The organism is Luteococcus struthionis (assembly GCF_048595755.1).
Taxonomy (GTDB): domain Bacteria; phylum Actinomycetota; class Actinomycetes; order Propionibacteriales; family Propionibacteriaceae; genus Luteococcus.
Genome location: NZ_CP184360.1, coordinates 1,389,656 through 1,415,775, shown reverse-complemented (window position 1 = coordinate 1,415,775; position 26,120 = coordinate 1,389,656). Strand labels below are relative to the sequence as shown.

The 26,120-nt window shown below is 66.7% G+C and carries 26 protein-coding genes; 14 read left to right on the top strand and 12 right to left on the bottom strand.

Annotated elements, in window-relative coordinates:
- Positions 1–4: 4 nt before the first annotated feature.
- Positions 5–634, bottom strand: a complete 630-nt coding sequence (locus tag ACOAMO_RS06405; protein ID WP_420176978.1) for a tRNA adenosine deaminase-associated protein — start codon at positions 632–634, stop codon at positions 5–7.
- Positions 635–862: 228 nt separating this feature from the next.
- On the opposite strand from ACOAMO_RS06405, the gene upp reads away from it, so the two are divergent.
- From upp to ACOAMO_RS06390, 3 genes are all read left to right on the top strand, one after another.
- Positions 863–1,504 (top strand): uracil phosphoribosyltransferase, encoded by a 642-nt coding sequence (gene upp / locus ACOAMO_RS06400; RefSeq protein ID WP_420176754.1) that lies wholly within the window; start codon positions 863–865, stop codon positions 1,502–1,504.
- Between the two features lie 97 nt (positions 1,505–1,601).
- Positions 1,602–2,087 (top strand): NUDIX domain-containing protein, encoded by a 486-nt coding sequence (locus tag ACOAMO_RS06395; RefSeq protein WP_420176753.1) that lies wholly within the window; start codon positions 1,602–1,604, stop codon positions 2,085–2,087.
- Positions 2,088–2,109: 22 nt separating this feature from the next.
- On the top strand, positions 2,110–2,757 hold the full coding sequence (locus tag ACOAMO_RS06390; protein WP_420176752.1) for a GNAT family N-acetyltransferase: 648 nt from the start codon (positions 2,110–2,112) through the stop codon (positions 2,755–2,757).
- Positions 2,758–2,819: 62 nt separating this feature from the next.
- Here ACOAMO_RS06390 and ACOAMO_RS06385 read toward each other — a convergent pair whose 3' ends face one another.
- A complete protein-coding gene (locus ACOAMO_RS06385; RefSeq protein ID WP_420176751.1) occupies positions 2,820–3,713 on the bottom strand; it encodes a DUF1932 domain-containing protein in 894 nt (297 codons plus the stop codon).
- Positions 3,714–3,828: 115 nt separating this feature from the next.
- Here ACOAMO_RS06385 and ACOAMO_RS06380 point away from each other — a divergent pair, with 115 nt between their 5' ends.
- Positions 3,829–4,488, top strand: coding sequence for a nucleotidyltransferase domain-containing protein (locus ACOAMO_RS06380; RefSeq protein WP_420176750.1), 660 nt, complete (start codon positions 3,829–3,831; stop codon positions 4,486–4,488).
- A gap of 127 nt (positions 4,489–4,615) precedes the next feature.
- Here the strand turns inward: ACOAMO_RS06380 and ACOAMO_RS06375 are convergent, their stop codons facing one another.
- The 8 genes from ACOAMO_RS06375 to ACOAMO_RS06340 form a co-directional block, all read right to left on the bottom strand.
- Positions 4,616–5,923, bottom strand: coding sequence for a protocatechuate 4,5-dioxygenase subunit alpha/beta (locus ACOAMO_RS06375; protein WP_420176749.1), 1,308 nt, complete (start codon positions 5,921–5,923; stop codon positions 4,616–4,618).
- A 19-nt stretch (positions 5,924–5,942) separates the two neighbouring features.
- On the bottom strand, positions 5,943–6,953 hold the full coding sequence (locus tag ACOAMO_RS06370; RefSeq protein ID WP_420176748.1) for an amidohydrolase family protein: 1,011 nt from the start codon (positions 6,951–6,953) through the stop codon (positions 5,943–5,945).
- 2 nt (positions 6,954–6,955) lie between these two features.
- Positions 6,956–8,170, bottom strand: coding sequence for a 4-hydroxybenzoate 3-monooxygenase (locus ACOAMO_RS06365; RefSeq protein WP_420176747.1), 1,215 nt, complete (start codon positions 8,168–8,170; stop codon positions 6,956–6,958).
- Between the two features lie 149 nt (positions 8,171–8,319).
- Positions 8,320–9,330, bottom strand: coding sequence for an aldo/keto reductase (locus ACOAMO_RS06360; RefSeq protein ID WP_420176746.1), 1,011 nt, complete (start codon positions 9,328–9,330; stop codon positions 8,320–8,322).
- Entirely contained in the window at positions 9,327–10,286 is a 960-nt protein-coding gene (locus ACOAMO_RS06355) for a Gfo/Idh/MocA family oxidoreductase (RefSeq protein ID WP_420176745.1), read from the bottom strand. Before ACOAMO_RS06355 ends, ACOAMO_RS06360 begins: the two co-directional genes overlap by 4 nt.
- Positions 10,287–10,348: 62 nt before the next feature.
- On the bottom strand, positions 10,349–11,038 hold the full coding sequence (gene ligK, locus ACOAMO_RS06350) for a 4-carboxy-4-hydroxy-2-oxoadipate aldolase/oxaloacetate decarboxylase (protein WP_420176744.1): 690 nt from the start codon (positions 11,036–11,038) through the stop codon (positions 10,349–10,351).
- 33 nt (positions 11,039–11,071) lie between these two features.
- Complete coding sequence (locus ACOAMO_RS06345; protein WP_420176743.1) at positions 11,072–12,127, bottom strand: amidohydrolase family protein; 1,056 nt, start codon at positions 12,125–12,127, stop codon at positions 11,072–11,074.
- 11 nt (positions 12,128–12,138) lie between these two features.
- Positions 12,139–12,852: a substrate-binding domain-containing protein gene (locus ACOAMO_RS06340; protein ID WP_420176742.1), complete on the bottom strand. Its 714-nt coding sequence runs from the start codon at positions 12,850–12,852 to the stop codon at positions 12,139–12,141.
- A gap of 171 nt (positions 12,853–13,023) precedes the next feature.
- Between ACOAMO_RS06340 and ACOAMO_RS06335 the strand changes: the two genes are divergently transcribed.
- The 10 genes from ACOAMO_RS06335 to ACOAMO_RS06290 all read left to right on the top strand — a co-directional run bounded on the left by ACOAMO_RS06335 (position 13,024) and on the right by ACOAMO_RS06290 (position 23,965).
- Entirely contained in the window at positions 13,024–13,974 is a 951-nt protein-coding gene (locus ACOAMO_RS06335; protein WP_420176741.1) for a LysR family transcriptional regulator, read from the top strand.
- A gap of 148 nt (positions 13,975–14,122) precedes the next feature.
- Positions 14,123–14,986: an IclR family transcriptional regulator gene (locus ACOAMO_RS06330; RefSeq protein WP_420176740.1), complete on the top strand. Its 864-nt coding sequence runs from the start codon at positions 14,123–14,125 to the stop codon at positions 14,984–14,986.
- A gap of 73 nt (positions 14,987–15,059) precedes the next feature.
- The gene (locus ACOAMO_RS06325; protein WP_420176739.1) at positions 15,060–16,331 is read left to right on the top strand and encodes a cytochrome P450; all 1,272 of its coding nucleotides are present in this window, start codon (positions 15,060–15,062) and stop codon (positions 16,329–16,331) included.
- A complete protein-coding gene (locus ACOAMO_RS06320) occupies positions 16,328–17,428 on the top strand; it encodes a PEP/pyruvate-binding domain-containing protein (protein ID WP_420176738.1) in 1,101 nt (366 codons plus the stop codon). The genes ACOAMO_RS06325 and ACOAMO_RS06320 overlap by 4 nt, the downstream gene beginning before the upstream one ends.
- A gap of 105 nt (positions 17,429–17,533) precedes the next feature.
- Positions 17,534–19,381 carry a PEP-utilizing enzyme gene (locus tag ACOAMO_RS06315; protein ID WP_420176737.1) on the top strand — a complete coding sequence of 616 codons (1,848 nt, stop codon included), beginning with the start codon at positions 17,534–17,536 and terminating at the stop codon, positions 19,379–19,381.
- The gene (locus ACOAMO_RS06310) at positions 19,374–20,126 is read left to right on the top strand and encodes an SDR family NAD(P)-dependent oxidoreductase (RefSeq protein ID WP_420176736.1); all 753 of its coding nucleotides are present in this window, start codon (positions 19,374–19,376) and stop codon (positions 20,124–20,126) included. Before ACOAMO_RS06315 ends, ACOAMO_RS06310 begins: the two co-directional genes overlap by 8 nt.
- Positions 20,127–20,213: 87 nt before the next feature.
- Positions 20,214–20,534 (top strand): 2Fe-2S iron-sulfur cluster-binding protein, encoded by a 321-nt coding sequence (locus ACOAMO_RS06305; protein ID WP_420176735.1) that lies wholly within the window; start codon positions 20,214–20,216, stop codon positions 20,532–20,534.
- A gap of 1 nt (position 20,535) precedes the next feature.
- Positions 20,536–21,786 (top strand): NAD(P)/FAD-dependent oxidoreductase, encoded by a 1,251-nt coding sequence (locus tag ACOAMO_RS06300; RefSeq protein WP_420176734.1) that lies wholly within the window; start codon positions 20,536–20,538, stop codon positions 21,784–21,786.
- Positions 21,783–22,475 carry an HD domain-containing protein gene (locus ACOAMO_RS06295; RefSeq protein WP_420176733.1) on the top strand — a complete coding sequence of 231 codons (693 nt, stop codon included), beginning with the start codon at positions 21,783–21,785 and terminating at the stop codon, positions 22,473–22,475. Before ACOAMO_RS06300 ends, ACOAMO_RS06295 begins: the two co-directional genes overlap by 4 nt.
- Entirely contained in the window at positions 22,472–23,965 is a 1,494-nt protein-coding gene (locus tag ACOAMO_RS06290) for an aldehyde dehydrogenase family protein (protein ID WP_420176732.1), read from the top strand. Before ACOAMO_RS06295 ends, ACOAMO_RS06290 begins: the two co-directional genes overlap by 4 nt.
- Positions 23,966–24,040: 75 nt before the next feature.
- Here the strand turns inward: ACOAMO_RS06290 and ACOAMO_RS06285 are convergent, their stop codons facing one another.
- Both ACOAMO_RS06285 and ACOAMO_RS06280 read right to left on the bottom strand, forming a co-directional pair.
- A complete protein-coding gene (locus tag ACOAMO_RS06285) occupies positions 24,041–24,985 on the bottom strand; it encodes a type IV toxin-antitoxin system AbiEi family antitoxin domain-containing protein (RefSeq protein ID WP_420176731.1) in 945 nt (314 codons plus the stop codon).
- Between the two features lie 144 nt (positions 24,986–25,129).
- Positions 25,130–26,056 carry a 1,4-dihydroxy-2-naphthoyl-CoA synthase gene (locus tag ACOAMO_RS06280; RefSeq protein WP_420176730.1) on the bottom strand — a complete coding sequence of 309 codons (927 nt, stop codon included), beginning with the start codon at positions 26,054–26,056 and terminating at the stop codon, positions 25,130–25,132.
- Between the last annotated feature and the right edge of the window lie 64 nt (positions 26,057–26,120).

Below are 26,120 nucleotides of genomic sequence, written 5' to 3'. Positions count from 1 at the left end.
CGGCTCAGCGCTTGACCTGCGCCGCGACGGCCCGCTCGAACTCCGACAGGAAACCGGCCCGCTTGGCGATGCGACGAAGCAACTCGTCGGAGTCCTCGTCCAGGTCGTCGGACATGTTCTCCAGGTCGAACTCGCTGACGCCCAGATCGGCCAACAGCGCAAGGTCTCCCATCGGGCCCGAATCATCATCCGACTCGGGGATGTCCTCGCCCAGGTAGTCGGCCACGTCGCGGGCGATCGGCCAGTCGTTGGCCGAGACCGCATCGCTCAGCAGCACCTGCACCGTGCGGCCGCGCACCCGGCAGAGCACGAAGAACTCCCCCGCGATGGAGACCATGCCGATGGCCCCCGCATCACCGGGCAGGCGCACCAGCTGGGTCAGGAACTCGTCGAGGTCGTTGGCCAGGTCACGTGTCATCGGGACGCCCACCGGCTGTCCGTCCTCGCGATAGAGGGCGATCACCAGGTCGATGTCGGAGTCCTCGGCGTCGTCGAGGTCATCGTCGAAGTCGTCCTCGTCGTCACCATCGTCGTCCTCGTCATCATCGTCGAGGTCGTCGTCATCATCCTCGTCGTCGAGGTCGTCCTCGTCGTCCTCCAGGTCATCGTCGAGATCGTCGTCATCATCGTCGATCTCGTCGAAAGCCACGACGTCTTCGTCGAGGTAGGGCGAGGGATTCTTCTCGCCAGCCTCGAAGGGGTCCACCTCATCGTCGAACGCGGTCACGATTCCTCCTTGGCCGGGTAGCTGCACAACCATCCTCGCAGACCAGTCAACCCCAATTCGCCCGCCATTGCAGCACCTCGCCTCCCACCCGCCCCGTGGTTCTGCGATGCAGCGTCATGTGCCAGAGTTGGGGCTGTGGAACTGCGCGTACTCGACCATCCCCTGGTGACCCACAAGCTCACCCTGCTGCGGGACAAGAACACCGACTCCCCGACCTTCCGTGCCCTCGTCGAGGAGCTCGTCACGCTGCTCAGCTACGAGGCCACCCGAGAGGTCCGCGTCAACGAGATCACCGTCGAAACCCCGGTGGCACCCACCAAGGGACTGTGCTTGAGCCGCCCCAAGCCGCTGGTGGTTCCCATCCTGCGCGCCGGCCTGGGCATGCTCGAAGGCATGATGCACATGATGCCGACCGCCGAGGTGGGCTTCGTCGGCATGGTGCGCAATGACGAGACGCTGCAACCGGTCACCTACGCCGAACGCCTCCCCCAGGACCTGTCCGCACGGCAGTGCTACGTGCTCGACCCGATGCTGGCCACCGGTGGATCGCTGGGTGGCTGCGTGAAGTTCCTCGTGGACCGCGGCGCCGACCACATCACCTGCATCTGCATCCTGGCCGCCCCGGAGGGCATCGAGAACTTCCGCAAGCTGGTCGAGGACCTGGACGTGCCCTGCACGCTGGTCGTCGCTGCGGTGGACGAGAAGCTCAACGACCTGGGCTACATCGTCCCCGGCCTGGGCGATGCCGGTGACCGCCTCTACGGCCTGGCCGACTGAGACCACCGCACCGAGCAGGGCCCCGTGCAGTGTTGCGCGGGGCCCTGTTGGGTGTCCGGATGTGCACAAAGCCCACCGGAGAGAGCATGCTGGACGCGTGCCGTCCCACCATGAAGCCAGCTACCTGCCGCCCCCGGCCGTTCCCGTCTCGTGCGGAGCGATCCTGCTGGATGGCCAGGGCAAGCTGCTGATCGTCAAGCCCACCTACAAGTCGGGGTGGACCATCCCCGGCGGTTCCATGGAACCCGACGGAGAGACACCTTGGGATGCCTGCCGACGGGAGGTGCTCGAGGAGACCGGCCTGACGGTGCGTCGCGGACGCCTGGTCGTCATCGACACCCGGCCGCACGCCAAGCGTCAGCTCGGCCTGCGCTTCCTCTTCCACTGCGGCACCGTCGCGCCGGCCGATGCGGCTGGCATCGTGGTGCAGCCCGACGAACTCAGCGAGTACCGCTTCGCCCCGGTGCCCGAGGCACTCCACCTGCTGCGCCCCGCCATCTCCCGTCGCGTCGAGATCGGGCTGCAGGCCCGCACCTGTGTCTACCTGGAGGACGGGCGCCGCGCGCCCGGACTCATCGGCTGAACCGATCCGGTTGACTGTCTCCATGGATTTGGCAGAGATCTTCCCGCCCTTCGGCCTTCGCATCACATGCGGGCCGCTGGAACTGCGCTGCGCCCGCGAGACCGACGTGCCGATCGCCACCCGGCTGGCCTCACGAGGCATCTACGAGCCCGGCGAACTGCCCTTCCTGCGTCGTTGGGCCGAGGCGGCAGAACAGGAACTGGCCCTCAACACCGCCCAGTTCTACTGGCGCACCTTTGCCGACTTCCGCAAGGACGACTGGCACCTGGTCTTCCTGGTCAGCCACGAGGGGACCCCCGTCGGCGTGCAAGATGCCTCCGCCAAGGACTTCGTCCACGTTCGCTCCATCATCACCGGCTCCTGGCTGAGCCGCGAGTTCCAGGGACGCGGCATCGGCACCCTGATGCGCCAAGCCATCTGCGCCTTCGGCCTCGACGAGCTGGGTGCCGACGAGATGATCTCCGGCTACATGGTGGGCAACGCGGCCTCGGCCGGGGTGAGCCGCAAGGTGGGCTACGAGCCCAACGGGCAGATCCGCGGGCTCCACCCCGACGGCGACCGGGTCCGCGTCGAACAGCGGGTGCGGCTGGTGCCGCAGAACTTCGTGCGCCCGCCCTGGCCGGTGAAGGTGGAAGGGGCCGACGAGTTCCGGGCCTTCATCGGGCTCTGAGGGTTTGGTCACACGACCCGGTCAGACTTGTGTTGAAACGATGCAACGCAAGTCTGACCGGATCATCCATCTTCGCGCGCAATGATCCGATCGGCCTCGATCCGCCAGTCAGAGCTGCGAGCGAAGCCCTCCTGGCCCCGCTCCCCGAAGACACCGTCGTCGGCCAGGTCTGCCATCCATGCCTGTCGATGGGCGGTACCGGTGGCCGACAGTGGTTCCAGCCCCGTTTCGGCCACGGTCCGGGCGGACTCGAACATCTCCTCGGAACGACGGCGCCCGTGCTCGATGGTGCGTTGGAAGAAGTAGGCGCCCTGGGCCTCCCAGTCGATCCCGGGGAAGGTCTCGGCCAGCGAAGCCAGCACCGCGTCCTCGACGCCGTGCGCCCGGGCGGCGGTGAAACTCTCCACCACCATCGCCTCCAGCCCCTTGATCATCACCGACCGGCAGAGCTTGGTGGCCGACGCGACGCCGAGCCGCTCGTCGTGGAAACGAGCACCGGAGAGGCCCAGCCCATGCAGCACCGGTTCAAGATCCCGCGCATCCGGCCCGCCCAGCAGCAGCGGAACCGCGCTGCGGTAGGGCGGCACCGAGGTCATCACGGCACCCTCCACATAACGGCCGCCGGCCTCGCCCACCGCTGAGGAGGCCTCCTTCTTGGTGCCAGGCGAAGCCGAGTTGAAGTCCAGGTAGAAGGTGCCGGGGCGCAGGCCGGGAGCGGTGGCCCGGGCGGCGACCCCGGTCTGACTGGCGGTGACGGCGCAGATCACGACGTCGGCCTGCTCGGCCACGACGGCGTGTGAATCGGCCCAGACCACGCCCAGCCGTTCGGCATGCTCCCGAAGCGCCGGGTCGTCGTGTTTGAGATCCTGGGCGGCGACCGCAACACCCCGCTCGCGCAGGTCCTCGGCCAGGATCCGGCCCACCTCGCCATAGCCAATCAGTCCAACGTTCACCATGTTGACTCCTTCGTCCCCGTCGGCGCCGATGCGCCGCTTGATGTGATGACAGGCATTCTGGCCTGCGACCAATGCGCTTGAGTCCCTTCATCCCGTTGAGTGGCAAGATTCAGGCATGGACGACACCGCAGCCGACCACCCTCCCGCCCGAGACACCCAATGGCAACCGTGGAGCCCCCTCGAGGCCGCCGACGCGCTGACCAGGTCTCAGGCGCGCTGGTGGGTGAGCGGCGGTTCTGCCATCGATCTGCTGCTCGATCGCCCCTCCGAGCGCGACGACCTTGACCTGAGCACCACCGCGGCAGACCTCGGCCCGCTGTGCGACGCACTGCCCCACGGGATCAGCGCCTGGGCCGATCTTGACGGCCAGCTGGCGCCCTTGGGCGAGGCTCCCGGTGACGCCGACCTGCAACGAGTACTCCTCCACGATGACCAGCGGGGCGTCTGGGTGGCCGAGCTGCACGTCGAGGATGGGGCGCCCAAGGCGTGGCTCTACCGTCGCGATCCCCGGCTGCAGTTGCCGTGGGCCGAGGCAGTTGTCGACCACGGCGGCATCCCGGTGGGTGCCCTCCAGGTGCAGTTGCTGTGGAAGGCGTTGCGCCCGAGCCCGCAGGACGACGCCGACCGCGCCGATGCCCTCCCCCTGCTCGACGAGACGCAACGCGCCTGGCTGGGCACGGCCTTGCTGCGGATCCACCCCCACTCGAGCTGGGCCATCCACACCCGCAGTCCTTTCGCCCCTGCCAAGGCCAGCTGGAATCGGGGACGGCGCTGAGACCAGTCGCGCCTGGGCCACGGAGGTCTTCCATGGTGCCGCGCAGCCTCGACAAGCTCGGCCACCGTGGTTGCCCACGGAGAGGGGCCGGATCCCCGTAGCTCCGGCCCCCGTCATCCGTCGCGGCTCACTGACCCGACGGGTTGTCCAGCACCAGGTGCCCGACGGCCGTGTTGGAGGCGGGCACGTGGTAGAAGCGGTGGCGCACCTCGGGGTGTTCGCCGCCGAACTGGTCGTCCATCGCGCCGCGGGCAATCAGCCACATCACCAGCTCGATGCCCTCGGAGCCTGCCTCGTCGACGTAGTCGAGGTGCGGCCACTCGGCCAGGCCGGCCGGATCGCTGATCAGCATGTCAAGGAAGGCGTTGTCCCATTCCTTGTTGATCAAGCCCGCACGCGGTCCCTGCAGCTGATGGCTCATGCCGCCAGTACCCCAGACCTGCACATTGAGCTCGGGGCCGTCCCAGCTGTCCAGGGCCCGGCGCAGTGCCTTGCCCAGCTCGTAGCAGCGACGACCTGACGGCACGGGGTACTGCACGACGTTGACCGCCAGTGGGATCACCTTGCAGGGCCACTCAGCGACATCGTCGAAGAGCAGGCTCAATGGAACGGTCAGGCCGTGGTCGACGACCATCTCGTTGACCAGGGTCAGGTCGAAGTCGTCCTGGATCATCGACTGGGCCAGGTGCGCGGCCAGTTCCGGGTGGCCCTCCACGTCGGGCACCGGACGAGGACCGTAACCCTCGTCGGCCACTGGGTAGTGCGCCCCGGTGCCCAGCACGAAGGTGGGGATCAGGGAAGAATCGAAGGCCGTGGCGTGGTCGTTGTAGACCAGGATCACCACGTCGGGGGTGTTCTGCTTGATCCACTCCCGGGAGGCCAGATAACCGTCGAAGACCTTCTTCCAGTAGGGCTCCTCTGTCTTGCCCAGGTCCATCGCCGCACCGATGGCCGGCACGTGCGAGGTGAAGACGGTGGCGCTGATCCGGGCCTTCGCCTCGGGATTGAGCACCTCCGGCTTCTCGCGCGGCTCGGGAGGGGTCCAGCCGTCAAGGTCCTTCAGGCGCACACCTTCGGGGTTTCGGCCACCGCCGGCCATCATGTCGCGGTAGGCGGCCTCGGACATGCCGGTCATGGAACCGGCCATCTGCTGGAAGCTCAGCCCGTGGGTGGCGCCGATCTTGGACAGGAAGTAGATGTTGCCGCCCTCGGCCATCATCGCGTTCAGGTCCATGTCCAGCACGGCCTGCTTCTGCTTCTCGTTCAGCGGCCACTCGTCCAGGTAGGCCCGCTGGTCCGCCAGGAAGCGTTCCCGGTTCTCCGGCTTCATCAGGGACATGGAGAACTGGTTGAGGTGATAGCCCTTGCGGGCCTGCTCGGCGTCGAAGATGATCGTGCCGGGCACGTCCAGGTAGGGCCGGTCGGGGTTGGTCATGGTCTGGCTCCTTCGCTGCTCAGGCTTGGCCGACGTCATCGCCGACGCCGTGCCGTTCCTCGTCATTGGGCTTTCCGAGCTCTGCGGCCTGTTCCCCGAGCTCCTCCTCGGGCCAGTAGAGCCGCATGGGGTTGTCCACCAAGAGCTGGTGCTGCAGCTCTTCGGTGGGCGCGATGCTGGGGATGAAGTCCACCAGCAACCCGTCGTCGGGCATGTGGTCCTTCAGGTTGGGGTGCGGCCAGTCGGTTCCCCACAGGACACGCTCCGGGAACTCCTCCACCACGCGACGAGCGAAGGGCACCACGTCTCGGTAGGCCTGCTGCTCGCCCTGGAGGGCCTTGGGCCCGGTGGCGCTGAGCCGCTCGGGACAGCTCACCTTGGACCAGACATTCGGGTTCTCCCTCATGAACTTCAGGAAGAGGCCGAACTCGGGTCCGTCGACGTCCTTGGTGACGTCCGGGCGTCCCATGTGGTCCACGACGACGGTGGTGGGGATGGAGCTGAAGAAGTCGTACAGGTCCGGCAGGTCATCGGCCTCGAAGTAGATGACGACGTGCCAGCCGAGCGGAGCGATCTTCTCGACGATGGTGCCCAGCGCGTCGGTGGGCACCGCGTCGACCAGCCGCTTCACGAAATTGAAGCGCACGCCGCGCACGCCGGCCTCGTGCAGTTCCTGCAGCTCGGCTTCGGTGACATCGGGCCTGACCGTGGCGACGCCGCGGGCCTTCCCGTTGCTACGTCGCAAGGCGTCCACCATGGCGCTGTTGTCGGCGCCGTGGCAGGTGGCCTGGACGATCACATTGCGCTCGAAACCGAGCTGGTCGCGCAGGGCGAAGAGTTGATCGGCCGAGGCGTCGCACGGGGTGTACTTGCGCTGCGGCGCGTAGGGGAACTGTTCCCCCGGGCCGAAGACGTGGCAGTGTGCGTCCACGGCACCCGCAGGCAGCTCGAAGCGGGGCTTACTTGGCCCCTCGTACCAGTCCAACCAGCCCTCGGTCTTGGTGAAGTCACCGGTGGTGGGCTTGCTCATGATCAGTCCTCCTCCATCAACTCGGGCAGGTCATAGGGCCAGCCGGTGTAACACTCGGCCAGATAGCCCATGGTCTTGGGCGAGCTGACCACCGAGTGCAGCTCACCCAGCTGGCGCTTCTTGTCGAACTCGTCGGCGTCGGCCTGGGTGTGCAGCATCTGGGTCATCCAGTAGGAGAAGTTCTGTGCCTTCCAGACGCGCTTGAGGGCCCGCTCGGAGTAGGTGTCGACCTGCGCGGTGGAACCGGTGTTGGCCCACTCGACCAGGGCGGGAGCCAGCAGGGCGACGTCGGCGAAGGCCAGGTTGAGTCCCTTGGCACCGGTGGGTGGGACCGTGTGGGAGGCATCCCCGGCCAGGTACAGGCGGCCGTGCTGCATGGGTTCCTGCACGAAGGAACGGAAGGGCAGGATGACCTTCTCGAAGATGGGGCCGCGCTTGAGCTTGAAGCCGTCGGGGCCGGAGACGATGTCATCCAGGTGGTTCCAGATGCGCTCATCGTCCCACTCGTCGACGTTCTCCTCCGGTGAGCACTGGAAGTACATGCGCTGCACCTGGGGACTGCGCTGGCTGATCAGCGCAAAGCCCTTCTCGGAGCGGCAGTAGATCAGCTCGTCGGAGCTGAAGGGGGCCTCACAGAGGATCCCGAACCAGGCGAAGGGGTAGCGCTTGGTGTGCTTGACGCGCTTGTCCTCGGGAATCAGGTCACGGCACTTGGAGCGGGAGCCGTCGGAGCCCACCACGATCTCGCAGTGGATCTCCTTGGCCTTGCCGTCGGCGTCGACGAAGCTGATCACCGGGTTGTCGGAGTCGATCCCGCTCACCTGGGTGTCACTGACGCCGAATCGCACGTCTCCCCCGTCCCGGCGTCGGGCGGCGGCCAGGTCGACGAAGACCTCGTTCTGCGGGTAGAGCCACACCGTCTGCCCCAGCAGCTCCTTGAAGTCGATGTGGTGGCTGACCCCGTCGAAGCGCAGGTAGATGCCACGGTGCTCGTAACCGTCGCTCAGGACCCGCCCGTCGACACCGGTGTCAGTGAGCATCCGCACACTGCCCGCCTCCAGGATCCCGGCCCGGTGGGTGTTGGCGATGACGTCGTGCTCGCGGTTGTCGAGGACGACATTGTCGACGCCAGCCTTGGCGAGCAGGTGGCTGAGCATGAGGCCGGCGGGGCCTCCACCGACGATTCCGACGCGCGTTGTGATGACTTCCTTGTCCATGACGCTGCCTTTCTTCTTTCCCCTCACAAGGGGTTTCGTTTTTGGTCTGCGGGCCTGGGGGCCGTTTTCGGGTGTGTGGGACCCAGCCCGTGGCACCGGGGGGGCCACCGGGCCACGGGTCTGGGTCGTGCGGTTGGGAGTGCGGCGCCTCAGAAGGTCTCGGCGTCCACCTCGCCCATCTGGGCCTGCTGGTAACGCTCACCGGAGACGGTGCGCTGGTTGATGAGGGCGTCGACGCGGGCGAAGACGTCGTCGCTGAGATCCACCTGCAGGGCGCCCAGGTTCTCGCGCAGGTGTTCGACGCTGGTGGTGCCGGGGATCGGCAGCACACAGCTACTGCGCTTGAGCAGCCAGGCCAGTGACAGCTGCGCCGCCGTGCAACCCAGCTCCTGGGCAATAGTCACCAACTGGTCCACCAGGGCCAGGTTCTCCTCGAAGTGCTCCGCCTGGAAGCGTGGCATCGCGGTGCGGATGTCACCCTGGGGGAGCCCCTCGGTGCTGCGCAACGCGCCGGTCAGCATGCCGCGCCCCAGCGGGCTGAAGGCCACCAGCGTCACACCGTCGGCCTCACAGGCCTCGAGCATGGCGATCTCGGCGTTGCGCGTCCACAGCGAGTACTCGTTCTGGACGGCGGCGATCGGCGCCTCCTGCTGGGCCTCGCGCAGACGCTCGACACCCACCTCGGAGAGGCCGATGGCGCGCACCTTGCCCGCCTCGACCAGCTCTGCGACCGCCCCGACGCTCTCCGCGATCGGCACCTTCTTGTCCCAGCGGTGCAGGTAGTACAGGTCGATGACATCGACGCCCAGGCGCTGCAGCGACTCGTCACACATCGCCTTGATGGTCTCGGGGCGCCCGTCGATCACCTTCTTGCCGTCCACCTGGTGCATCACACCCTTGGTGGCAAGAACGACCTCGTCGCGGCGCTCCTTGAGCACCCGGCCGACGAGCTCCTCGTTACGACGGGCGCCGTACAAGGCGGCGGTGTCGAAGTGGGTGATCCCCAGGTCGAGGGCCTCATGGAGCAGCTTCTCACCGCTGTGCTCATCGGGGCGTGGCTGGTAAGCGTGGCTCAGGTTCATGCAGCCCAGCCCGAGCGCCGAGACCTCGAAGGGCCCCAGACGACGGGTCGGCAGCGTGGTGCTGGGTGAGGTGGTCATCGGTTCAGCTGCTCCTCGAGCTTGCCGAGCACCTCGTAGCAGGGCATCACCTGGGCGATGCTGGCATTGGGCTCGCGGCCTTCGCGGATGGCGGCGACGAATTCACGATCCTGCAGCTCGATGCCGTTCATGCTGACGTCCACCTGGCTGACGTCGATGGGCTCCTCCTTGCCGTTGACCAGGTCGTCGTATCGGGCGATGTAGGTGCCGTTGTCGCCGATGTAGCGGAAGAAGGTGCCCAGCGGGCCGTCATTGTTGAACGACAGGCTCAAGGTGCAGATGGCGTCATTGGCCGCCCGCAGCTGGATGGACATGTCCATCGCGATGCCCAGTTCGGGGTGGATCGGGCCCTGGATGGCGTTGGCCTCGACGATCGGGGAATTGGCCTGGTAGGCAAACAGGTCCACGGTGTGTGCCGCGTGGTGCCACAGCAGGTGGTCGGTCCAGGTACGGGGCTCGCCCTTGGCATTGATGTTCTTGCGGCGGAAGAAGTAGGTCTGCACATCCATCTGCTGGATGTTGAACTCACCGGCGGTCACCTTGTTGTGGATCCACTGGTGCGAGGGGTTGAAACGGCGCGTGTGCCCGGCCATCGCCACCTTTCCGGATGACTGCGAAGCCTCGAGGACGGCACGGGCGTCCTGCAGCGAGTCAGCGATCGGGATCTCCACCTGCACATGCTTGCCGGCTCGAAGCACCTGGATGGTCTGCTCGGCATGCACCGGTGTGGGGGTGGCCAGGATGACGGCGTCGACGTCGTCCATCTCCAGCACGGCCTCCAGCCCCTGGACGGCGCGCTCGACGCCGGTCTTCGCGGCCAGCTCGTCGGTCTTGTCGGACGTGCCGGAGACGGCCACCACCTGGGCGTCGTCAATGTTCTTCAGACCTTCGAGGTGCTTCATGCCGAAGGCGCCACCTGCGCCGACCACGGCGATGCGAACGGGGTTGTTGCTCATGGAAAACTCCTGGTTCTTGGTCAGTGGGATCGGTTGTCGAGTGTCGGTCGGGGGCTCGGCGGTCAGTCGATGTAGGTGAGGCCAGCGGCCTCGAGCCCCTCACGCATCTTGTACATGTCCAGGCCCAGCTCGCCGGCGCGGAAGCGTTCACGCTTCTGGCCCTCGAACTCCTCGCGCTTGCGGGCGGCCTCGGCCACGGCCCCGGCGATGGCCGCGGGAACCACGACGACGCCATCCACGTCGGCCACCACCACGTCGCCGGGGTTGACCAGCGCGTTGGCAACCACGACGGGAACGTTGACGCTGCCCAGGGTGGCCTTGATGGTGCCCTTGGAGTTGATGGCACGGCTGAAGACGGGAAACTGCATCTCCTCCAGGTCGTCGACGTCACGGACTCCACCGTCGATGACCAACCCCTTGCAGCCACGGGCCTGCAGGCTGGTGGCCAGCAGGTCACCGAAGAAGCCGTCCTCGCTCTCGGTGGTGCAACCGGCGATCAGCACGTCGCCCGGTTGGACCTGCTCGACGGCCACGTGGAACATCCAGTTGTCTCCGGGCTGCAGCAGGACGGTGACGGCGGGGCCGCAGAGCTTGGCCCCCTTCCAGACCGGACGGATGTAGGGGCGCATCAAGCCCACACGGCCCATCGCCTCATGGATGGTGGCGGCACCGTACTTGGACAATTCCTCGACGGCTTGCGGATCGGCGCGCGTGATGTTGCGCTGGACGATACCCAAGTTGTTGAGTCGCATGTGTGGCTCCTAGTGCTGTTCGGGTGAAGGCGGTCACTGGCCGCGCGCGGCCAGCTGCTGGTCGAGGCGGGGATAGACGGCGCGGACGTTCTGGCTGAGCACCTGCTGCTTCTGCTGCTCGTCGATCCGGTCGGTGGCCTTGATGTAGCGCAGCGTGTCGTCGAAGTGGTGCCCGGTGCGGGGATCGATGTCACGCACCGCACCGATCATCTCCGAGGCGAACAGGATGTTCTTGGTGGGGACCACTTCGGTGAGCAGGTCAATGCCCGGCTGGTGGTAGACGCAGGTGTCGAAGAAGACATTGTTGAGCAGGTGTTCGTCCAACTCCGGCTTCTTCAGCGCCATCGCCAGCCCACGGAAACGCCCCCAGTGGTAGGGCACTGCACCGCCACCGTGCGGAATCACGAACTTCAGCTCGGGGAAGTCGCGGAACAGGTCGCCCTGGATGAGTTGCATGAAGGCGGTGGTGTCGGCATTGAGGTAGTGCGCGCCGGTGGTGTGGAAGGCCGGGTTGCACGAGGTGCTGACGTGGATCATGGCGGGGATCTGGTACTCCACCAGGGCCTCGTAGATCGGGTACCAGGACTTGTCGGTCAGCGGCGGGGCGGTCCACTTGCCACCCGACGGGTCCGGGTTGAGGTTCACAGTGACGGCACCCAGCTCCTCCACCACTCGACGCAGCTCGGGCACGCTGGTGGCCGGGTCCGCGCCAGGCGACTGCGGCAGCATGGCTCCCATTGCGAAGCGCTCCGGATAGAGCTGGCTGACCCGGTGGCACAGGTCATTGCACAGGGTGGCCCAGCGCTTGCTCACCTCCAGGTCGCCGATGTGGTGGGCCATGAAGGAGGCCCGTGGGCTGAAGATCGTCAGGTCGGTGCCACGCTCGTCCATCAGGCGCAGCTGGTTCTGCTCGATCGACTCGCGGATCTGGTCATCGGTGATGACGGGGTCGCTGCTGGGGTTGGCGCCCTTGCCCTCAGTGAAGGCGATCTGCTGGTCGCGCCAGTCGCCGAGCGGGCTCGGGGCGGTGGTGTAGTGGCCATGGCAGTCGATGATCATTGCGTGCTCCTTCGGTGCAGCGGTGTTCATGGGCGTGTGGGTCACGAAGCGGTGGATGGGTCTTGGGCGGCGAGAGACATGCCGTGGCCTTCCACCAGCTCGCGGTGGGAGGGGCTGGTGATGAACTCGACCAGCTCAGTGGCCTGTTCACGGCGACGGCTGGTGGCGGCCACGGCAGCCACGAAGACCGAGGTGATGCGGTGCGGTTCGGGCAGCGGTCCCAGCACGGTCACGCCGGCCAAGCCGGCCATCTCGCTGAGCTGCTGGATCCCGACGTCGATCTGGCCCTGGGCCACCATGCCGCCCACCGGGTGTCCGGGACGGGCCTGTTCCAGCCGACCGTCGAGCTGTCGGGTGAGTCCGAGCTCTTCGACCAGACTCAGGAAGGCCTTGCCACTGGGCCCGGTGGAATAGCCGATGCTCGAGGCGTCCAGCAGCAGCTGGCGCAACTGTCCAGTATCGGTGGGGACGCTGGCGTCACTGCCGGAAGGAACCCCGATCACGGCCTCGGAGACGAAGGCCGGGCGCACCGTCTCCGCCAGCAGGTGGCCCTGGTCGGCCAGCTCCTCCACTGCGCGGGCGGCCAGCACGACAACGTCAGCCTGCTCCCGCTGTCGGATGCGTTCAGCCACCTCGACGCCGCCACCGGCGCTGAAGCGGACTGCGGCCACCCCGGAGGCGGCGGCCAACCCTTCCATCTCTGCCAGCAGGTGTCGGGTGGCCATGGACCCCAGTCCCACAAGAGCGGTGCTCATCTCAACGTCCTCCCGCCTGCTCGAGGTGCATGACGGCCGCCCGGCACGACGCGTCTCGGGCACGTGCAGAGTGGTCGTCATCGATCCTCCTCATGGTCTTCGTGCCGACCTCGATGCCGACACGCTGTGAACTATGTCACAAGGAGAAGCCCATTCAGATGGAAAGAGCCATTGAAGATCCTGCAAGATGCCATAGATGACATCTATGCTTTCGTCATGGGGCCGGCCGACCTGAACCTGACAAGAACCTTCGTGGCGATCTACGAGACCCGCTCCGTGACGGCTGCAGCACAACGCTTGCAGCTGTCCCAACCGACAGTGACCCACGCCCTCAACCGACTGCGTCGCCAGATGGGCGACGAGCTCTTCCTGCGCGAGCGGCGAGGCGTCACCCCCACCGCCCGTGCTCGGTACGCCTACCCCGCGCTGGTCGAGGCGCTCAACGCGATCGACTCCGCCTTCGAGGGGCAGGACGAGTTCGACCCAACCAGCGAGGGCACCACCTTCCACCTGGCACTCTCGGATGCCGGCGAGGCGACGCTCTTGCCCCGCATGTGGGGTGCGATCCATGCCTTGTCGCCTGCCTCAAACCTGGCGATCCACCCCCTCGACGTGGACCAGGTGGAAGACCAGGTCCTGCGAGGTGAGCTGGACGGCTTCGTCTCGGGGGCGCACTTCGATTCCCGACGACTCGCCCGCCGAGACCTGCTCCAGGAGCACTATGTGGTGCTCCTGTCCGATCGTCATCCTCGGCTGCGTGATTCAGTGTCCAGTGACCAGCTGGAATTCGAGCAGCACGTGGTGGTCAACGGGGCGATCGGTCACCAGGAACCACCTCGCCTGCAGCGCGAGCACGGTGTGCGGGTGGCCGTGGAGGTCCCCCGCTACTCGGCCCTGCCCAACCTGCTGCGCAACAGCGACGCCGTGGCCATCGCCCCCCAGTACGTGGCCGAGACCTTCGCGGCCAATGGCGGCCTGCGACATCTACCCCTGCCCTGGCCAATCAAGGGCGTGAGACTGGCGGCCTGGAGCCGTCACGCCCACGCCTGCTCGCCGCAACAACGCTGGGTACTGGACACAGTCGCCGAGGCCATCAGCGGCATCGCCGACCTCGACACCTGAGCAAGCCGCAAGCCCAGCGCCCCTCGCACGTCCATGAGCCCAGCCCGGCCACCGACCACCAAGAGAACCGCCTCGGTGCCACATTGGACTCCACACAGCAGCCCACCTGCCCCACAGCACGGGCGTAGACAGCCAGACAGGAGCAACCATGGCCGGCGGCAACCGCGATGCGGGACGCACAGTGGCGTCCAAGACCCTCGCGATCCTGGAGGCCTTCGAGTCAGGACGGCGTTCGCTCACCCTGCAGGAGATCGCCGAACAGGCAAACCTGCCGCTGAGCACCGCCCACCGCCTGGCCGCCGAACTCGAGGAGTGGGGTGCGCTCAGCCGTGACAGCCAGCGCCGCTACCAGCTGGGCCTGCGGCTGTGGGAGCTCAGCCAGCACGCCGGGCGCGCCCTGCGCGACACCGCTCGCCCATACGTGCAAGACCTGCACAACATCACCGGCGAGACCTCGCAGCTGGCCATCAGGGACGGCCGCGACAGCCTGTTCATCCATCGCTTCTACGGTTCGCGACGCATCCCGAGGGCCTCGCGAGTGGGCGGGCGCCTTCCGCTGCACGCAACCGCCGTGGGCAAGGTGTTGTTGGCCAAGGCACCCGATGAACTGCTCGAGGCCTACCTGGATGCCGATCTCGAGCAACCCACCCCTCACACCCATGCCAACCCGGTCCAGCTGCGCGGCGAACTGGAACAGGTGCGCCAACAGGGCTTTGCCACCTCGATGGACGAGATCCGGGTGGGTAGCAGCTCCGTGGCAGTGCCCGTCTTCCACACGGGGAGGGTCGGTGCCTCGATCGGCATCGTGACGGCCACGACAAACTTGGCCAACCTCACCAAGTTCCTGCCCGCGCTCCGGGCGATCTCGGAGCGCATCGAGCAGGCGACGGTGCACATCCCCCTCGAGACGCTGCTGCGCACCAGCAGCGACATTGCCCTGCGTTCCTACCCACACGCAGATCGAGGAAACTCCTCGAAACTGGATTCCACTGAACGGAAACAACGAGAGTGACATAGCTCACACACGGGACAGACTCGCTCCATCGCGCAACTTCAACGACGAGATCGCGAGAAGGAGCTGAACCATGAGCACCACTGGATGCCCGGTCGACCACGCCTCACTGGCAGGCGAGAAGTACCACGGCTACGAGCCTTTCGAGATGAAGGACCCCTTCGAGTCCTACGCACGCCTGCGTTCTGAAGAGCCCGTGATGTTCGACGAGCGCACCAACCTCTGGGTCGTCTCGCGCTTCGACGACGTCAAGGCCGTCTTCGAGGACTGGGAGACCTTCTCCAGCGAGAATGCCCAGGCCCCCGTCCGCAAACGTGGCCCGCAGGCCACCAAGATCATGAACGACGGCGGCTTCACCGCCTACTCGGGCCTCAGCGCTCGCACCCCACCGACCCACACGCGGATCCGCGGCATCGTGCAGAAGATGTTCACCCCGCGTCGCTACAAGGTGCTGGAGCCCCGCATCCGGGCCAAGGTCGTCAGCATGATCGAGCAGATGCTGGCCAAGGGCGCCAACGATGCGGACATCGTGCGTGACATCGCCTACGAGCTGCCCACCCTGACCATCCTCACCTTGATCGGTGAAGACCTGGACCGGTTGGACGACTACAAGCGCTGGAGCGTCGCCCGAGCCGCCATGACCTGGGAGGACCTCAGCGACGAGGAGCAGATCCCCTACGCCCACGAGCTCGTCGACTACTGGCAGGCCTGCCAGAACCTGGTCAGCAAGGCGCATGCCGAAGGTGGCGACAACCTGGTGGCGGACCTGGTCAAGGCCCAGCAGGAGGGCCAGGAGATCACCGACCACGAGATCGCCTCGCTGTGCTACTCCCTGCTCTTTGCTGGTCACGAGACCACCACCACGCTCATCTCGAACTGCATGCGTGTGCTGCTGGCGCACCGGGACCAGTGGGAGCAGCTGGTGGAGAACCCCAAGAAGATCTCCGGCGCCATCGACGAGGTGCTGCGCTACTCGGGATCGATCGTGGCCTGGCGTCGCAAGGCACTCAAGGACACCGAAGTGGGAGGACAGCCGATCAAGGAAGGCGATGAGCTCTTGCTGCTGATGGGCTCGGCCAACCGCGACGAGGAGCGCTTCACCAACGCTGACCAGTTCGACATCACTCGAGAGAATGCCCGCGAGCACCTCTCCTTTGGTTACGGCATCCACTTCTGCCTGGGGAACATGCTGGCCCGCCTGCAGGCGCGCATCGCCGTCGAGGAGATCGCCCGACTGGCTCCCCACCTCGAGCTCGTTGCCCCCGACGAGATCGAGTTCCGCAAGAACATTTCATTCCGTGTACCGCTGACGGTGCCGGTCACCTGGGAAGGAAGCCCCGCATGAGCACCACCGTGCAGATCCCCGAGATCCAGTTCTTCGACGACGAGATCGAGCCCACCCTGGAGGCGCTCGGCGGCAAGGGCCAGTCGCTGGCCACCATGACCCGTGCCGGGATGCCCGTGCCGCCCGGTTTCGTCGTCACCACGGCCTCCTTCGATGCCTTCCTGGACGAGGCCGGCATCTCCCAGGACATCCACACGCTGCTCGACGGGCTCAATCCCGACGACGTCTCCGAGGTTGACCGCGTCTCGGCCCAGATCCGCGACGAGCTGCTCTCCAAGCCCATGCCGGCACATGTGCACGACGCCGCGGTCGCCGCCTACGACCGGCTGATGGCCCAGTTCCCCCAGCCCGTCCCGGTCGCCGTGCGTTCCAGCGCCACCGCGGAGGACCTGCCGGATGCTTCCTTCGCCGGACAGCAGGACACCTACCTGTGGCTGGTCGGGTGGAAGGACGTAGGCACCCACATCCGCAAGTGCTTCGCCAGCCTCTACACCAGCCGGGCCATCATCTACCGCCTGAAGAACAACATCCCCAACGAGGGCCTGTCGATGGCCGTCGTGGTGCAGAAGATGGTCAACGCCAAGGTCTCCGGTGTCGCCATGACCATCGACCCGTCCAATGGCGACAAGTCGAAGATCGTGGTGGATGCCTCCTACGGCGTGGGTGAACTGGTGGTCTCCGGCGAGGTCACCCCGGACAACTTCCTGCTCGACAAGGTCACCATGCAGACCGTCACCGAGCACATCGGCGACAAGCACCACGAACTGGTGCCCGACGCAGAGGCCGGCCAGTTGGTCCACAAGGACGTCGAGGCCGAACGGCGCACCGCGCGCTGCCTCAGCGACGAACAACTGGTCCAGGTCGCCACGATGGCCAAGGCCGCCGAGAAGCACTACAAGTGCCCGCAGGACATCGAATGGGCGCTGGACGCGGACCTGCCCGACGGAGAGAACCTGCTGCTCCTGCAGGCCCGTCCCGAGACGGTGCACTCCTCGAAGCCGAAGGCCACCGAGCCCAAGCCGGCAGCGGCTCCTGCTGGCTCTCCCGGTGGCTTCGACCTGAGCTCGGTGCTCAGCGCCATCCCCTTCGCCAACTGACCCTGACCGTCCCCACGACGAGCCCGGCGGCGGGTCGCGCCAGACCCGCCGCCACCCACCTGACACTGCACCACCGGCGCATCGTCGCGCCTGAAAGGTTCTGCCATGTCCATGAAGTCGTTCCCGAAGCCGTCCGACCTGAAGGTGCCCGAGGGCGCCGAGGGCTGGGAGGAGCTCTACCCGTACTACCTGGTCTTCCAGGACAATCTGAAGGAGCAGGAGGACGAGAAGTTCTGGTTCTGCGATTCGCAGCACTGGCCCACCGTCTTCAAGCCCTTCGAGACCATCGGCGGCGAGTTCGCCGTGAAGTGCCTGGGTCAGTACAACGCGCGCCACCTGATGATCCCCAATGCCAACGGCATCGAGTTCCGCATCCACCTGGGCTACCTGTACATGAGCCCCATCCCGGTGCCCGAGGCCGAGATGGCCGAGCGCGTGCCCCACTTCCAGGAGCGCCTGGCGCACTACTACCAGAACTGGCCCGAACTGCTGGACCAGTGGCACGCCAAAGTGCGTGGCACCATCTCCGAGATGGAGGCGATCCACTTCGAGAAGCCCCCGGCCATGGTGCCGATGCGCCACATCAACGACGGGGTGGGCAAGGACGGCTCCGAGAAGCTCATCGAGAACTACGACAAGCTGATCAACCTCACCTACCAGAACTGGCAGTACCACTTCGAGTTCCTGAACCTGGGCTACATCGCCTACCTGGACTTCTTCAACTTCTGCAAGCAGGTCTTCCCGTCGATCCCCGACCAGTCGATCGCCTCGATGGTGCAGGGCGTCGACATGGAGCTCTTCCGGCCCGACGACGAGCTCAAGAAGCTCGCCGACCTGGCGGTGCGGCTGGGGCTGCAGAACTGCTTCGCCGACACCAATGACGTCGAGGGCACCATCGCCAAGCTCAAGGCCGCACCCCACGGTCGCGCCTGGCTGCAGGCCATGGACAATTCGCGTGAGCCCTGGTTCAACTTCACCATCGGCAATGGCTTCTACGGCCATGACCGCTACTGGAACGAGCACCTGGAACTGCCCCTGGGCTTCATCAAGGACTACATCCGTCGGCTCGAGGACGGCCAGGACATCATGCGCCCGGTGGCCGAGCTGATCGAGGAGCGCGACCGGATCGTGCAGGAGTACCGCGACCTGCTCGACGACGAGGACCAGGCCACCTTCGACCAGAAGCGCAACCTGGCCGCGATGGCCTATCCCTATGTGGAGAACCACAACTTCTACATCGAGCACTGGACCATGGGCGTCTTCTGGCGCAAGGTGCGCGAGTTGAGCCGTGTCTTCCATGCCGAGGGTTTCTGGCCGGAGGAGGACGACCTGCTCTACCTGAGCCGCAACGAGGTGCGCGATGCGATCTTCGACCTGGTCACCGGTTGGGGCATCGGTGCCCCCGGTGGCCCGATCGGACCGTCCTACTGGCCCGAGGTGGTGGAGCGTCGCCGCAAGCTGGTCGCGGCGCTGAAGACCGCCCGTCCGCAGCCGGCGCTGAACACCCCGCCGGCCTCCATCACCGAACCCTTCACCCGCATGCTGTGGGGCATCACCACCGAACAGGTGGAGCAGTGGCTGGCCGAGGCGGATCCCGACGTGGAGCACGACGCCACCCAGCTCAAGGGCATGGCGGCCTCCCCCGGCCAGGCCGAGGGACGCGCCAGGGTGGTCACCGACTCCGACCAGCTCAGCGAGGTGCAGCCCGGCGAGATCCTGGTGGCGCCGATCACCGCCCCGTCGTGGGGACCGATCTTCGGCACCATCGCCGCCACCGTCACCGACATCGGCGGCATGATGAGCCACGCCGCCATCGTCTGCCGCGAGTACGGGCTGCCGGCCGTGACTGGCACCGGCACCGCCACCACCAAGATCCGCACGGGTCAGTTGCTGCGCGTCGATGGCGCCAAGGGCACCGTCGAGATCCTGGACGAAGGATCGGGCAATGGCTGAGCAGACACGAGGCGCCACCCTGGTCACCGGGGCCGCTGGTGGTTTGGGGCGCAGCTTTGCCCTGGGCTTCGCCGAACGCGGCCACCACGTGGTCTGCGCCGACATCAACGAAGCCGGCGCCGCAGAGACAGCCCAGCTGGTGACCGAGGCCGGCGGACGCGCCACCAGCGTCCAGGTGGATGTGACCGACAGGGCCAGCTGCGAGCAAGCAGCCAAGGCCGCGGCCGATATCGGCGCTGGCCGAATCGACGCAGTGGTCAACAATGCCGCCATCTACGCCACCATCACTCGCACCCCCTTCGAGGAGATCGACGTCGACGAGTGGGATCTGGTGATGGGCGTCAACCTCAAGGGCCCTTGGCAGGTCACCCGCGCCTGCAGCCCCTACCTGGGCGAGGGCTCGCACGTGATCAACCTGTCCAGTGCAACGGTCTTCTCGGGCTCAGCCCAGTGGGCCCACTACGTGGCGAGCAAGAGCGGCGTGATCGGCCTGACCCGCGTGCTCGCCAAGGAGTTGGGTCCGCGCGGCATCACCGTCAATGCGGTGGCGCCGGGCTTCACCCTCACCGAGGCCAGCTACGGGCTGATGGACAATGCCGAGTCCTATGGCGTCGACCGCGGCTCCCTGAAGCGGGCCTGCCAGCCCGAGGACATCGTCGGGGCCGTGCTCTTCCTGGCCGGCGGCGACTCCGGCTTCATCACCGGCCAGACGCTGGTGGTGGACGGCGGCCGACAGTTCATCTGACCAACCACCACCCCGCAAGGAAAGGGGCTGCCGACGCGCCACACCGCGCCGGCAGCCCGCCCAGACACACCTGACAGGAGCACAACCATGCCCACCGTCCACTACACCAGCCATGACGGCACCACCCGCACCATCGAGGGCAATGTCGGCGACTCCGTGATGGAGACCGCCGTGCGCAATGGAGTCGACGGGATCGTCGGCGAGTGCGGCGGATCGCTCTCGTGCGCCACCTGCCACGTCTTCGTCGACCCCGATCAGTTCGACGAGCTGCCCGAGCGCAGCGGCGTCGAGGAGGAGATGCTGTGGGGCACCTCCGAGGACCAGCAGGACAACTCCCGGTTGTCCTGCCAGATCAAGCTGACCGAGGGCATGGACCTGCGGGTCACCACCCCCGAAACGCAGGTGTGACATGACAGGCCTGCTGATCATCGGTGCCAGCCAAGCCGGGGTGCAGCTGGCCACATCGCTGCGCGGTCTGGGCGACGAGCGCCCCATCACCCTGCTGGGTGACGAGGACCACCGCCCCTACCAGCGCCCCGCCCTGAGCAAGGAATTCCTGCAGGGCACCATGGACAAGGAACAGCTGATCTTTCGCACCCAGCAGTTCTGGGACGAACACCGCATCACCGTCGTCAAGGGTGAGCGGGTCGTCCGCATCGATCGCCAGGACGACGGGTCCGGCGTGGCCATCGCCGCCAGCGGAGCCGAGTTCCCCTTCAGCCAGCTGGCGCTGGCCGTAGGCGCCAGGGCCCGTCAGCTGGAGGTTCCCGGCGCGGATCTTGACGGTGTGCTGGCACTGCGCAATGCCGACGATGCCCTGGATCTGAAGGCTCGTGCCGGCAAGGTCACCGACGTGGTCGTCGTCGGCGGGGGCTTCATCGGCCTGGAAGCGGCCCGCAGCCTGCACTCCATGGGCAAGACCGTCACCGTCCTGGAATACGGCGAACGCCTGGTGGGACGCGCCGTGGGCACCGAGACCAGCGACTACTTTCTGGAAGCACACCGCCAGGCCGGGCTCGACATCAGGCTCGGCGCCCGGATCGAGTCGGTGGAAGGCACCGACGGACGGGTCACCGGCGTCCAGCTGGCCGACGGTGAGGTGATCGCTGCCCAGCTCGTGCTGGTGGGCATCGGGGTCATCCCCAACACCGAGCTGGCCGAAGAGCTGGGCCTCGAGGTGGACAATGGAATCGTCGTCGACACCCATGGGATCTGCTCCGACGGTCACACCATCGCCATCGGCGACGTCGCCAACATCCCCAACCCGACGCCCGGCGCACCGGCCGACGAACGCATCCGGCTGGAGAGCGTCAACAATGCCGTCGAGCACGCCAAGGTGGCCGCTTGGTGGCTGGCTGGCCAGCCCGAACAGTACCGCGGCATCCCGTGGTTCTGGTCCAACCAGGGTGACCTGAAACTGCAGATCGCAGGCCTCAGCATGGGCCATGACCAGACCGTGCTGAGGCAGGATCCCGCCGCCGACAAGTTCTCCGTCCTCTACTACCGCGCCGGCCGAATCATCGCGGCCGACTGCATCAACTCGCCCGTCGACTTCATGGCGGTGCGCGGCGCACTCACCCGTGGACACGACATCCCCAGTGACCAGGCCGGTGACATCGACGTCCCCCTGAAGTCCCTGATCCGAAAGGAAGACTCATGACTGCCCCCGCTGAGGCCAGCCACACCGTTTACGAACAGGGATCGCTGATCAAGGCCCACGGCCCGATCAACACCGACCCCATCGCTTCCACCCCCTCGACCCGCCTCGACCTGGACCCCATCTGGAAGGCCGTTGTCGAGTGCACCCGGGTACGCGGCAATGACATCCACCTGCCGATCGTCGTGGCCTACGCCGAACGGCTGTGCGCGGCACATCCGGATGCCGATGCCGACATCGTCCTGGTCTCCACGCTGCTCCATGACACCGGCTGGAAGCGCGTCGACGAGAGCAAGATCATCTCCGAGGGCTTCAGCGGAGACTGGCGCAAGGCGCAGATCCGCTTCGAGCACGAGAAGAAGGGCTGCGAGATCGCCCGTGAGGTGCTGCCCGAGCTGGGTCATGGCGCGGACTTCGTGGAGCGGGTCTGCGCGATCATCGACGGCCACGACACCCGTCAGGTGGCCCACTCGCTGGAAGACGCGCTGATGCGTGACGCCGACCGACTGTGGCGCTTCGACCAGGTGGGCATCGCGCTGGCCTCGTCGTGGTTCGGAATGACGCCCGACCAGTACACCGATCGGCTCGAGGTGGAGATCGTCCCCGAGCTGCACACGGAGGCTGGCCATGCCATGGCCACCGCCGATCTGGCTCGCTCCCGCGCCCTGCTGCGGACGGACATCCTGCGATGAGCCAGATCACTCGGGCGGCCGCCGCCTCGCTGCCACACCAGCAGGTCGCCGACCTGTACGTCGACGGAGCCTACGTCGCGGCCCATGCCACCGAGACGATCGAGGTGGCCGATCCCAGCACGGGTGAGGTCTGGGGCCGGACCCCGGACTGTGACGCCACCGACGTGGATGCCGCCGTCGGCGCGGCCCGGCAGAGCTTCGACTCCGGCGCTTGGCGTCGTATGACAGCCGGCCAGCGCGCCGAAGTGCTGCTGCGTGCCGCCGACGAGGTGGAGGCTCGCGCACACCTGATCGCCATGACCAATACCCGCGAGAACGGTTCCCCGGTGGCCGAGACGGCGGGAGCTGCTGCCAATGCTGCAAGCATCCTGCGCTACTTCGCCACCCTGGCCCCGGTGATCGACGATGAGGACGTGCGGGTCTTCCCCAAACCTCCCTCGCCGGGGGCCCGCACCGTCGTGAAGCGGGACCCGATCGGCGTGTGTGCCCTGATCGCGCCGTGGAACTTCCCGATCAACCTGGTTGTCATCAAGCTGGCACCCGCCCTGCTGGCGGGTTGCAGCGTGGTCATCAAGCCGGCACCCTCCACTCCCCTGTCGATCCGCTATGTCGTGGAAGCCTTGGCTGCTGCCGGCGTCCCGGACGGCGTGGTGAACGTGGTGACCGGTGGCGGACAGACCGGCGATCTGCTGGTGCGCCACCCGCAGGTGGACAAGGTTGCCTTCACCGGGTCCACCCCGGTGGGGCGTCGGATTGCGGCGGCCTGTGGGGAACTGCTGCGCCCGGTGACCTTGGAGCTGGGCGGCAAGTCTTCGGCCATCGTGCTGCCCGACGCAGATCTGGAGCTGCTGGGCTCTCGTCTGGTGCGCTCCTGCCTGCGCAACACGGGCCAGACCTGTTACATCTCCACCCGGATCCTGGCACCCGCCGAGCGCTACGAGGAGGTGGTGGAGGTGGTCACCCGCACCATCGCGGAGCAGCGGCAGGGCGACCCCTTCGACCAGGACACGGTCTTCGGCCCTTTGGCCAACCGCATGCAGTTCGATTCTGTGCAGCGTCATCTGGCCTTGGGCCATGAGCAGGGAGCTCGTGTCACCACCGGTGGGGCGCTCGCGTCGCTGCCCGGTGAGCTGGCCGGGGGGCTGTTCATCCAGCCCACCGTCTTCGCCGACGTGACTCCCGACCTGGCAATCGCGCGCGAGGAGATCTTCGGCCCGGTGCTCACGGTCATGAAGTACGACGGCGTCGACGAGGCGATCGCGATTGCCAACAACACTGACTTCGGTCTGGGCGGCATCGTCTTCGGTGGCGACGTGGAGGCGGCTCGCGCCGTCGCCGAGCGGGTGGACTCGGGATCGGTCGGGGTGAACTTCTTCGCGTCGAACCACTCGGCCCCCTTCGGAGGGCGGCATGATTCCGGGCTGGGCGTCGAGTACGGCGTCGAGGGGCTGCACGCCTACCTCAGTTTCAAGTCCATCCACCTGCCCTGAGCGTTGGGTCTCATGACCTGGTCAGACTTGTGTTGAAACAGTGCAACGCAAGTCTGACCGGTTCACTTGGCCAGGTCAGGTTCGATCCAGCAAGGCCTCCGACTCCACGCATCCGCGTCGGCATGACCGCCAGTCGACGGGGTGCCCGAGCATGCGGAGTGCGGCCGTCACCATGGCAGCGCAAGCGCAAGGGCGGGTGTCCGTGTCGTGGAAACCGAAGCGCATGGTTGTCTCTCCCTGCAGGACGTGCAGATTGTCGCGATCCATGTCACGAAAACCCCGGGACCCGGTGTGTCCCATACGGCCATCCAGCTCGACGACGAGCCGCCCATAGCGGATGTCGCGGTAGCCCGCCCGGCTTCTGGTCTGACGCTCACCACGCGGCAACCCATGGGCACGTTCCACGTCGCGAAGCCACATCATCTCCAAGACGCTGAGGGCCCCTTCTCCCACATCACCCAGGATCCCGCGTGCGACCTCGCGACGAGGGAATTGCTCGAACTTCTCCAACTCCTTGAGTATTCGCGTGGGGTTGGTGCGGCGTGAGTTCACCACGTCAGCAAGTACCGAGGCGGCCCGATAGGGCTCCGCCCGGACCATGTCCAAGGCGGTTCGTTCCACGGAGGTACATGGCGGATCCCCGCGGGTCGCAAAGGCGATCCGAGAGGAGTGGACCTGCCATGGTCCCCACTGCACCACCCGGCGCGCATGTGGCACCACCACATGGACCGCATCGGTGGACGGCTGCCAGCCCTGAAGGGCAGCGGCAGTCTCGAAGCCCAGAGCTGCTCCATCACCGGCAGCAAGCAGCGCGAGCCATTGGCGTGTGGCAGCGCCCCATGCCAGACAGTGCGTCACGTAGAGACCGCGCCCTGCCTTGGCCCACAAGCCCTCGGCGACGAGTCGGGCCACGCCGGTCCTCGGCAGACCAGCCGCCCGGCACTGGGCCATGGTGACCGCCCCAGCCTGCGCCTTCGCGAGTGCCAGCAGCGGGGGTGGGATGGGGATGCGTCGGGGCATGCCACGAGCCTTGCTGGAGGTCCCGGACTCGTGGAAGGGCTGAACGACCACGGACAACAGACGGACAACACCACGGGTCAATCGCCCCGGTCAGAGTTGCGTTGGAAGAGTGACACACAAGTCTGACCAAGACGATTGGCCAGCTCAGTAGTAGTACGGGAAGGCGCTCCAGTCGGGGTCGCGCTTCTCCAGGAAGGAGTCCCGACCCTCGACGGCCTCGTCGGTCATGTAGGCCAGGCGGGTGGTCTCACCCGCGAAGATCTGCTGGCCCACCAGACCGTCGTCGATGGCATTGAAGGCGTACTTCAGCATCCGCTGGGCCGTCGGGGACTTCCCGCAGATGATCCGTGCCCATTCCAAGCCCTCGTCCTCGAGCTGCGCGTGCGGGACGACCTTGTTCACGGTGCCCATCTCGTAGGCGCGCTGCGCGTCATAGGTCTGACCCAGGAAGAAGATCTCGCGGGCCACCTTCTGCCCCACCTGGCGGGCCAGGTAGGCCGAGCCGTAGCCGGCGTCGAAGGAGCCGACATCGGCGTCGGTCTGCTTGAACCTGGCGTGTTCGGCGCTGGCCAGACTCATGTCACTGACCACGTGCAGCGAGTGACCACCGCCTGCCGCCCAGCCGTTCACCAGGGCGATCACCGGCTTGGGCATGAAGCGGATCAGGCGCTGCACCTCCAGGATGTGGAGGCGTCCGAGCTTGGCCTGGTCGATCGGCGACGGCTTCGCGGAGCCGTCGTTGGCCCCCGTTCCCTCGTCGGTCTCGGCCATGTAACCGGCCTTGCCGCGGATCCGCTGGTCTCCACCGGAGCAGAAGGCCCAACCACCGTCCTTGGCGCTGGGGCCATTGCCGGTGAGTAGCACGCAGCCGATGTCGGCGCTGGTCCGGGCATGCTCCAGGGCCGTGTACAGCTCGTCGACGGTGTGCGGCCGGAAGGCATTGCGCACCTCTGGCCGGTTGATTGCCACGCGCACGGCGGGCACCTGCTTGGCGCGGTGGTAGGTGATGTCGGTGAAGTCGAAGCCGGGAACCTCGTCCCACAGCTCGGGCTTGAAGGGATTGTCGACCATGCCCGGAGCCTATCGGTCCGCAAACCACACCGTCCCACCCGAGGACTACCGCTGAGTGAAAGCC

Bases quoted from the DNA above. Each gene is read 5' to 3' on its own strand.
- ACOAMO_RS06390 (WP_420176752.1), top strand. From the start codon at position 2,110: ATGGATTTGGCAGAGATCTTCCCGCCCTTCGGCCTTCGCATCACATGC.
- ACOAMO_RS06385 (WP_420176751.1), bottom strand. From the start codon at position 3,713: ATGGTGAACGTTGGACTGATTGGCTATGGCGAGGTGGGCCGGATCCTG.
- ACOAMO_RS06380 (WP_420176750.1), top strand. From the start codon at position 3,829: ATGGACGACACCGCAGCCGACCACCCTCCCGCCCGAGACACCCAATGG.
- ACOAMO_RS06375 (WP_420176749.1), bottom strand. From the start codon at position 5,923: ATGACCAACCCCGACCGGCCCTACCTGGACGTGCCCGGCACGATCATC.
- ACOAMO_RS06370 (WP_420176748.1), bottom strand. From the start codon at position 6,953: ATGAGCAAGCCCACCACCGGTGACTTCACCAAGACCGAGGGCTGGTTG.
- ACOAMO_RS06365 (WP_420176747.1), bottom strand. From the start codon at position 8,170: ATGGACAAGGAAGTCATCACAACGCGCGTCGGAATCGTCGGTGGAGGC.
- ACOAMO_RS06360 (WP_420176746.1), bottom strand. From the start codon at position 9,330: ATGACCACCTCACCCAGCACCACGCTGCCGACCCGTCGTCTGGGGCCC.
- ACOAMO_RS06355 (WP_420176745.1), bottom strand. From the start codon at position 10,286: ATGAGCAACAACCCCGTTCGCATCGCCGTGGTCGGCGCAGGTGGCGCC.
- ligK (WP_420176744.1), bottom strand. From the start codon at position 11,038: ATGCGACTCAACAACTTGGGTATCGTCCAGCGCAACATCACGCGCGCC.
- ACOAMO_RS06345 (WP_420176743.1), bottom strand. From the start codon at position 12,127: ATGAACACCGCTGCACCGAAGGAGCACGCAATGATCATCGACTGCCAT.
- ACOAMO_RS06340 (WP_420176742.1), bottom strand. From the start codon at position 12,852: ATGAGCACCGCTCTTGTGGGACTGGGGTCCATGGCCACCCGACACCTG.
- ACOAMO_RS06330 (WP_420176740.1), top strand. From the start codon at position 14,123: ATGGCCGGCGGCAACCGCGATGCGGGACGCACAGTGGCGTCCAAGACC.
- ACOAMO_RS06325 (WP_420176739.1), top strand. From the start codon at position 15,060: ATGAGCACCACTGGATGCCCGGTCGACCACGCCTCACTGGCAGGCGAG.
- ACOAMO_RS06320 (WP_420176738.1), top strand. From the start codon at position 16,328: ATGAGCACCACCGTGCAGATCCCCGAGATCCAGTTCTTCGACGACGAG.
- ACOAMO_RS06315 (WP_420176737.1), top strand. From the start codon at position 17,534: ATGTCCATGAAGTCGTTCCCGAAGCCGTCCGACCTGAAGGTGCCCGAG.
- ACOAMO_RS06310 (WP_420176736.1), top strand. From the start codon at position 19,374: ATGGCTGAGCAGACACGAGGCGCCACCCTGGTCACCGGGGCCGCTGGT.
- ACOAMO_RS06305 (WP_420176735.1), top strand. From the start codon at position 20,214: ATGCCCACCGTCCACTACACCAGCCATGACGGCACCACCCGCACCATC.
- ACOAMO_RS06300 (WP_420176734.1), top strand. From the start codon at position 20,536: ATGACAGGCCTGCTGATCATCGGTGCCAGCCAAGCCGGGGTGCAGCTG.
- ACOAMO_RS06295 (WP_420176733.1), top strand. From the start codon at position 21,783: ATGACTGCCCCCGCTGAGGCCAGCCACACCGTTTACGAACAGGGATCG.
- ACOAMO_RS06290 (WP_420176732.1), top strand. From the start codon at position 22,472: ATGAGCCAGATCACTCGGGCGGCCGCCGCCTCGCTGCCACACCAGCAG.
- ACOAMO_RS06285 (WP_420176731.1), bottom strand. From the start codon at position 24,985: ATGCCCCGACGCATCCCCATCCCACCCCCGCTGCTGGCACTCGCGAAG.
- ACOAMO_RS06280 (WP_420176730.1), bottom strand. From the start codon at position 26,056: ATGGTCGACAATCCCTTCAAGCCCGAGCTGTGGGACGAGGTTCCCGGC.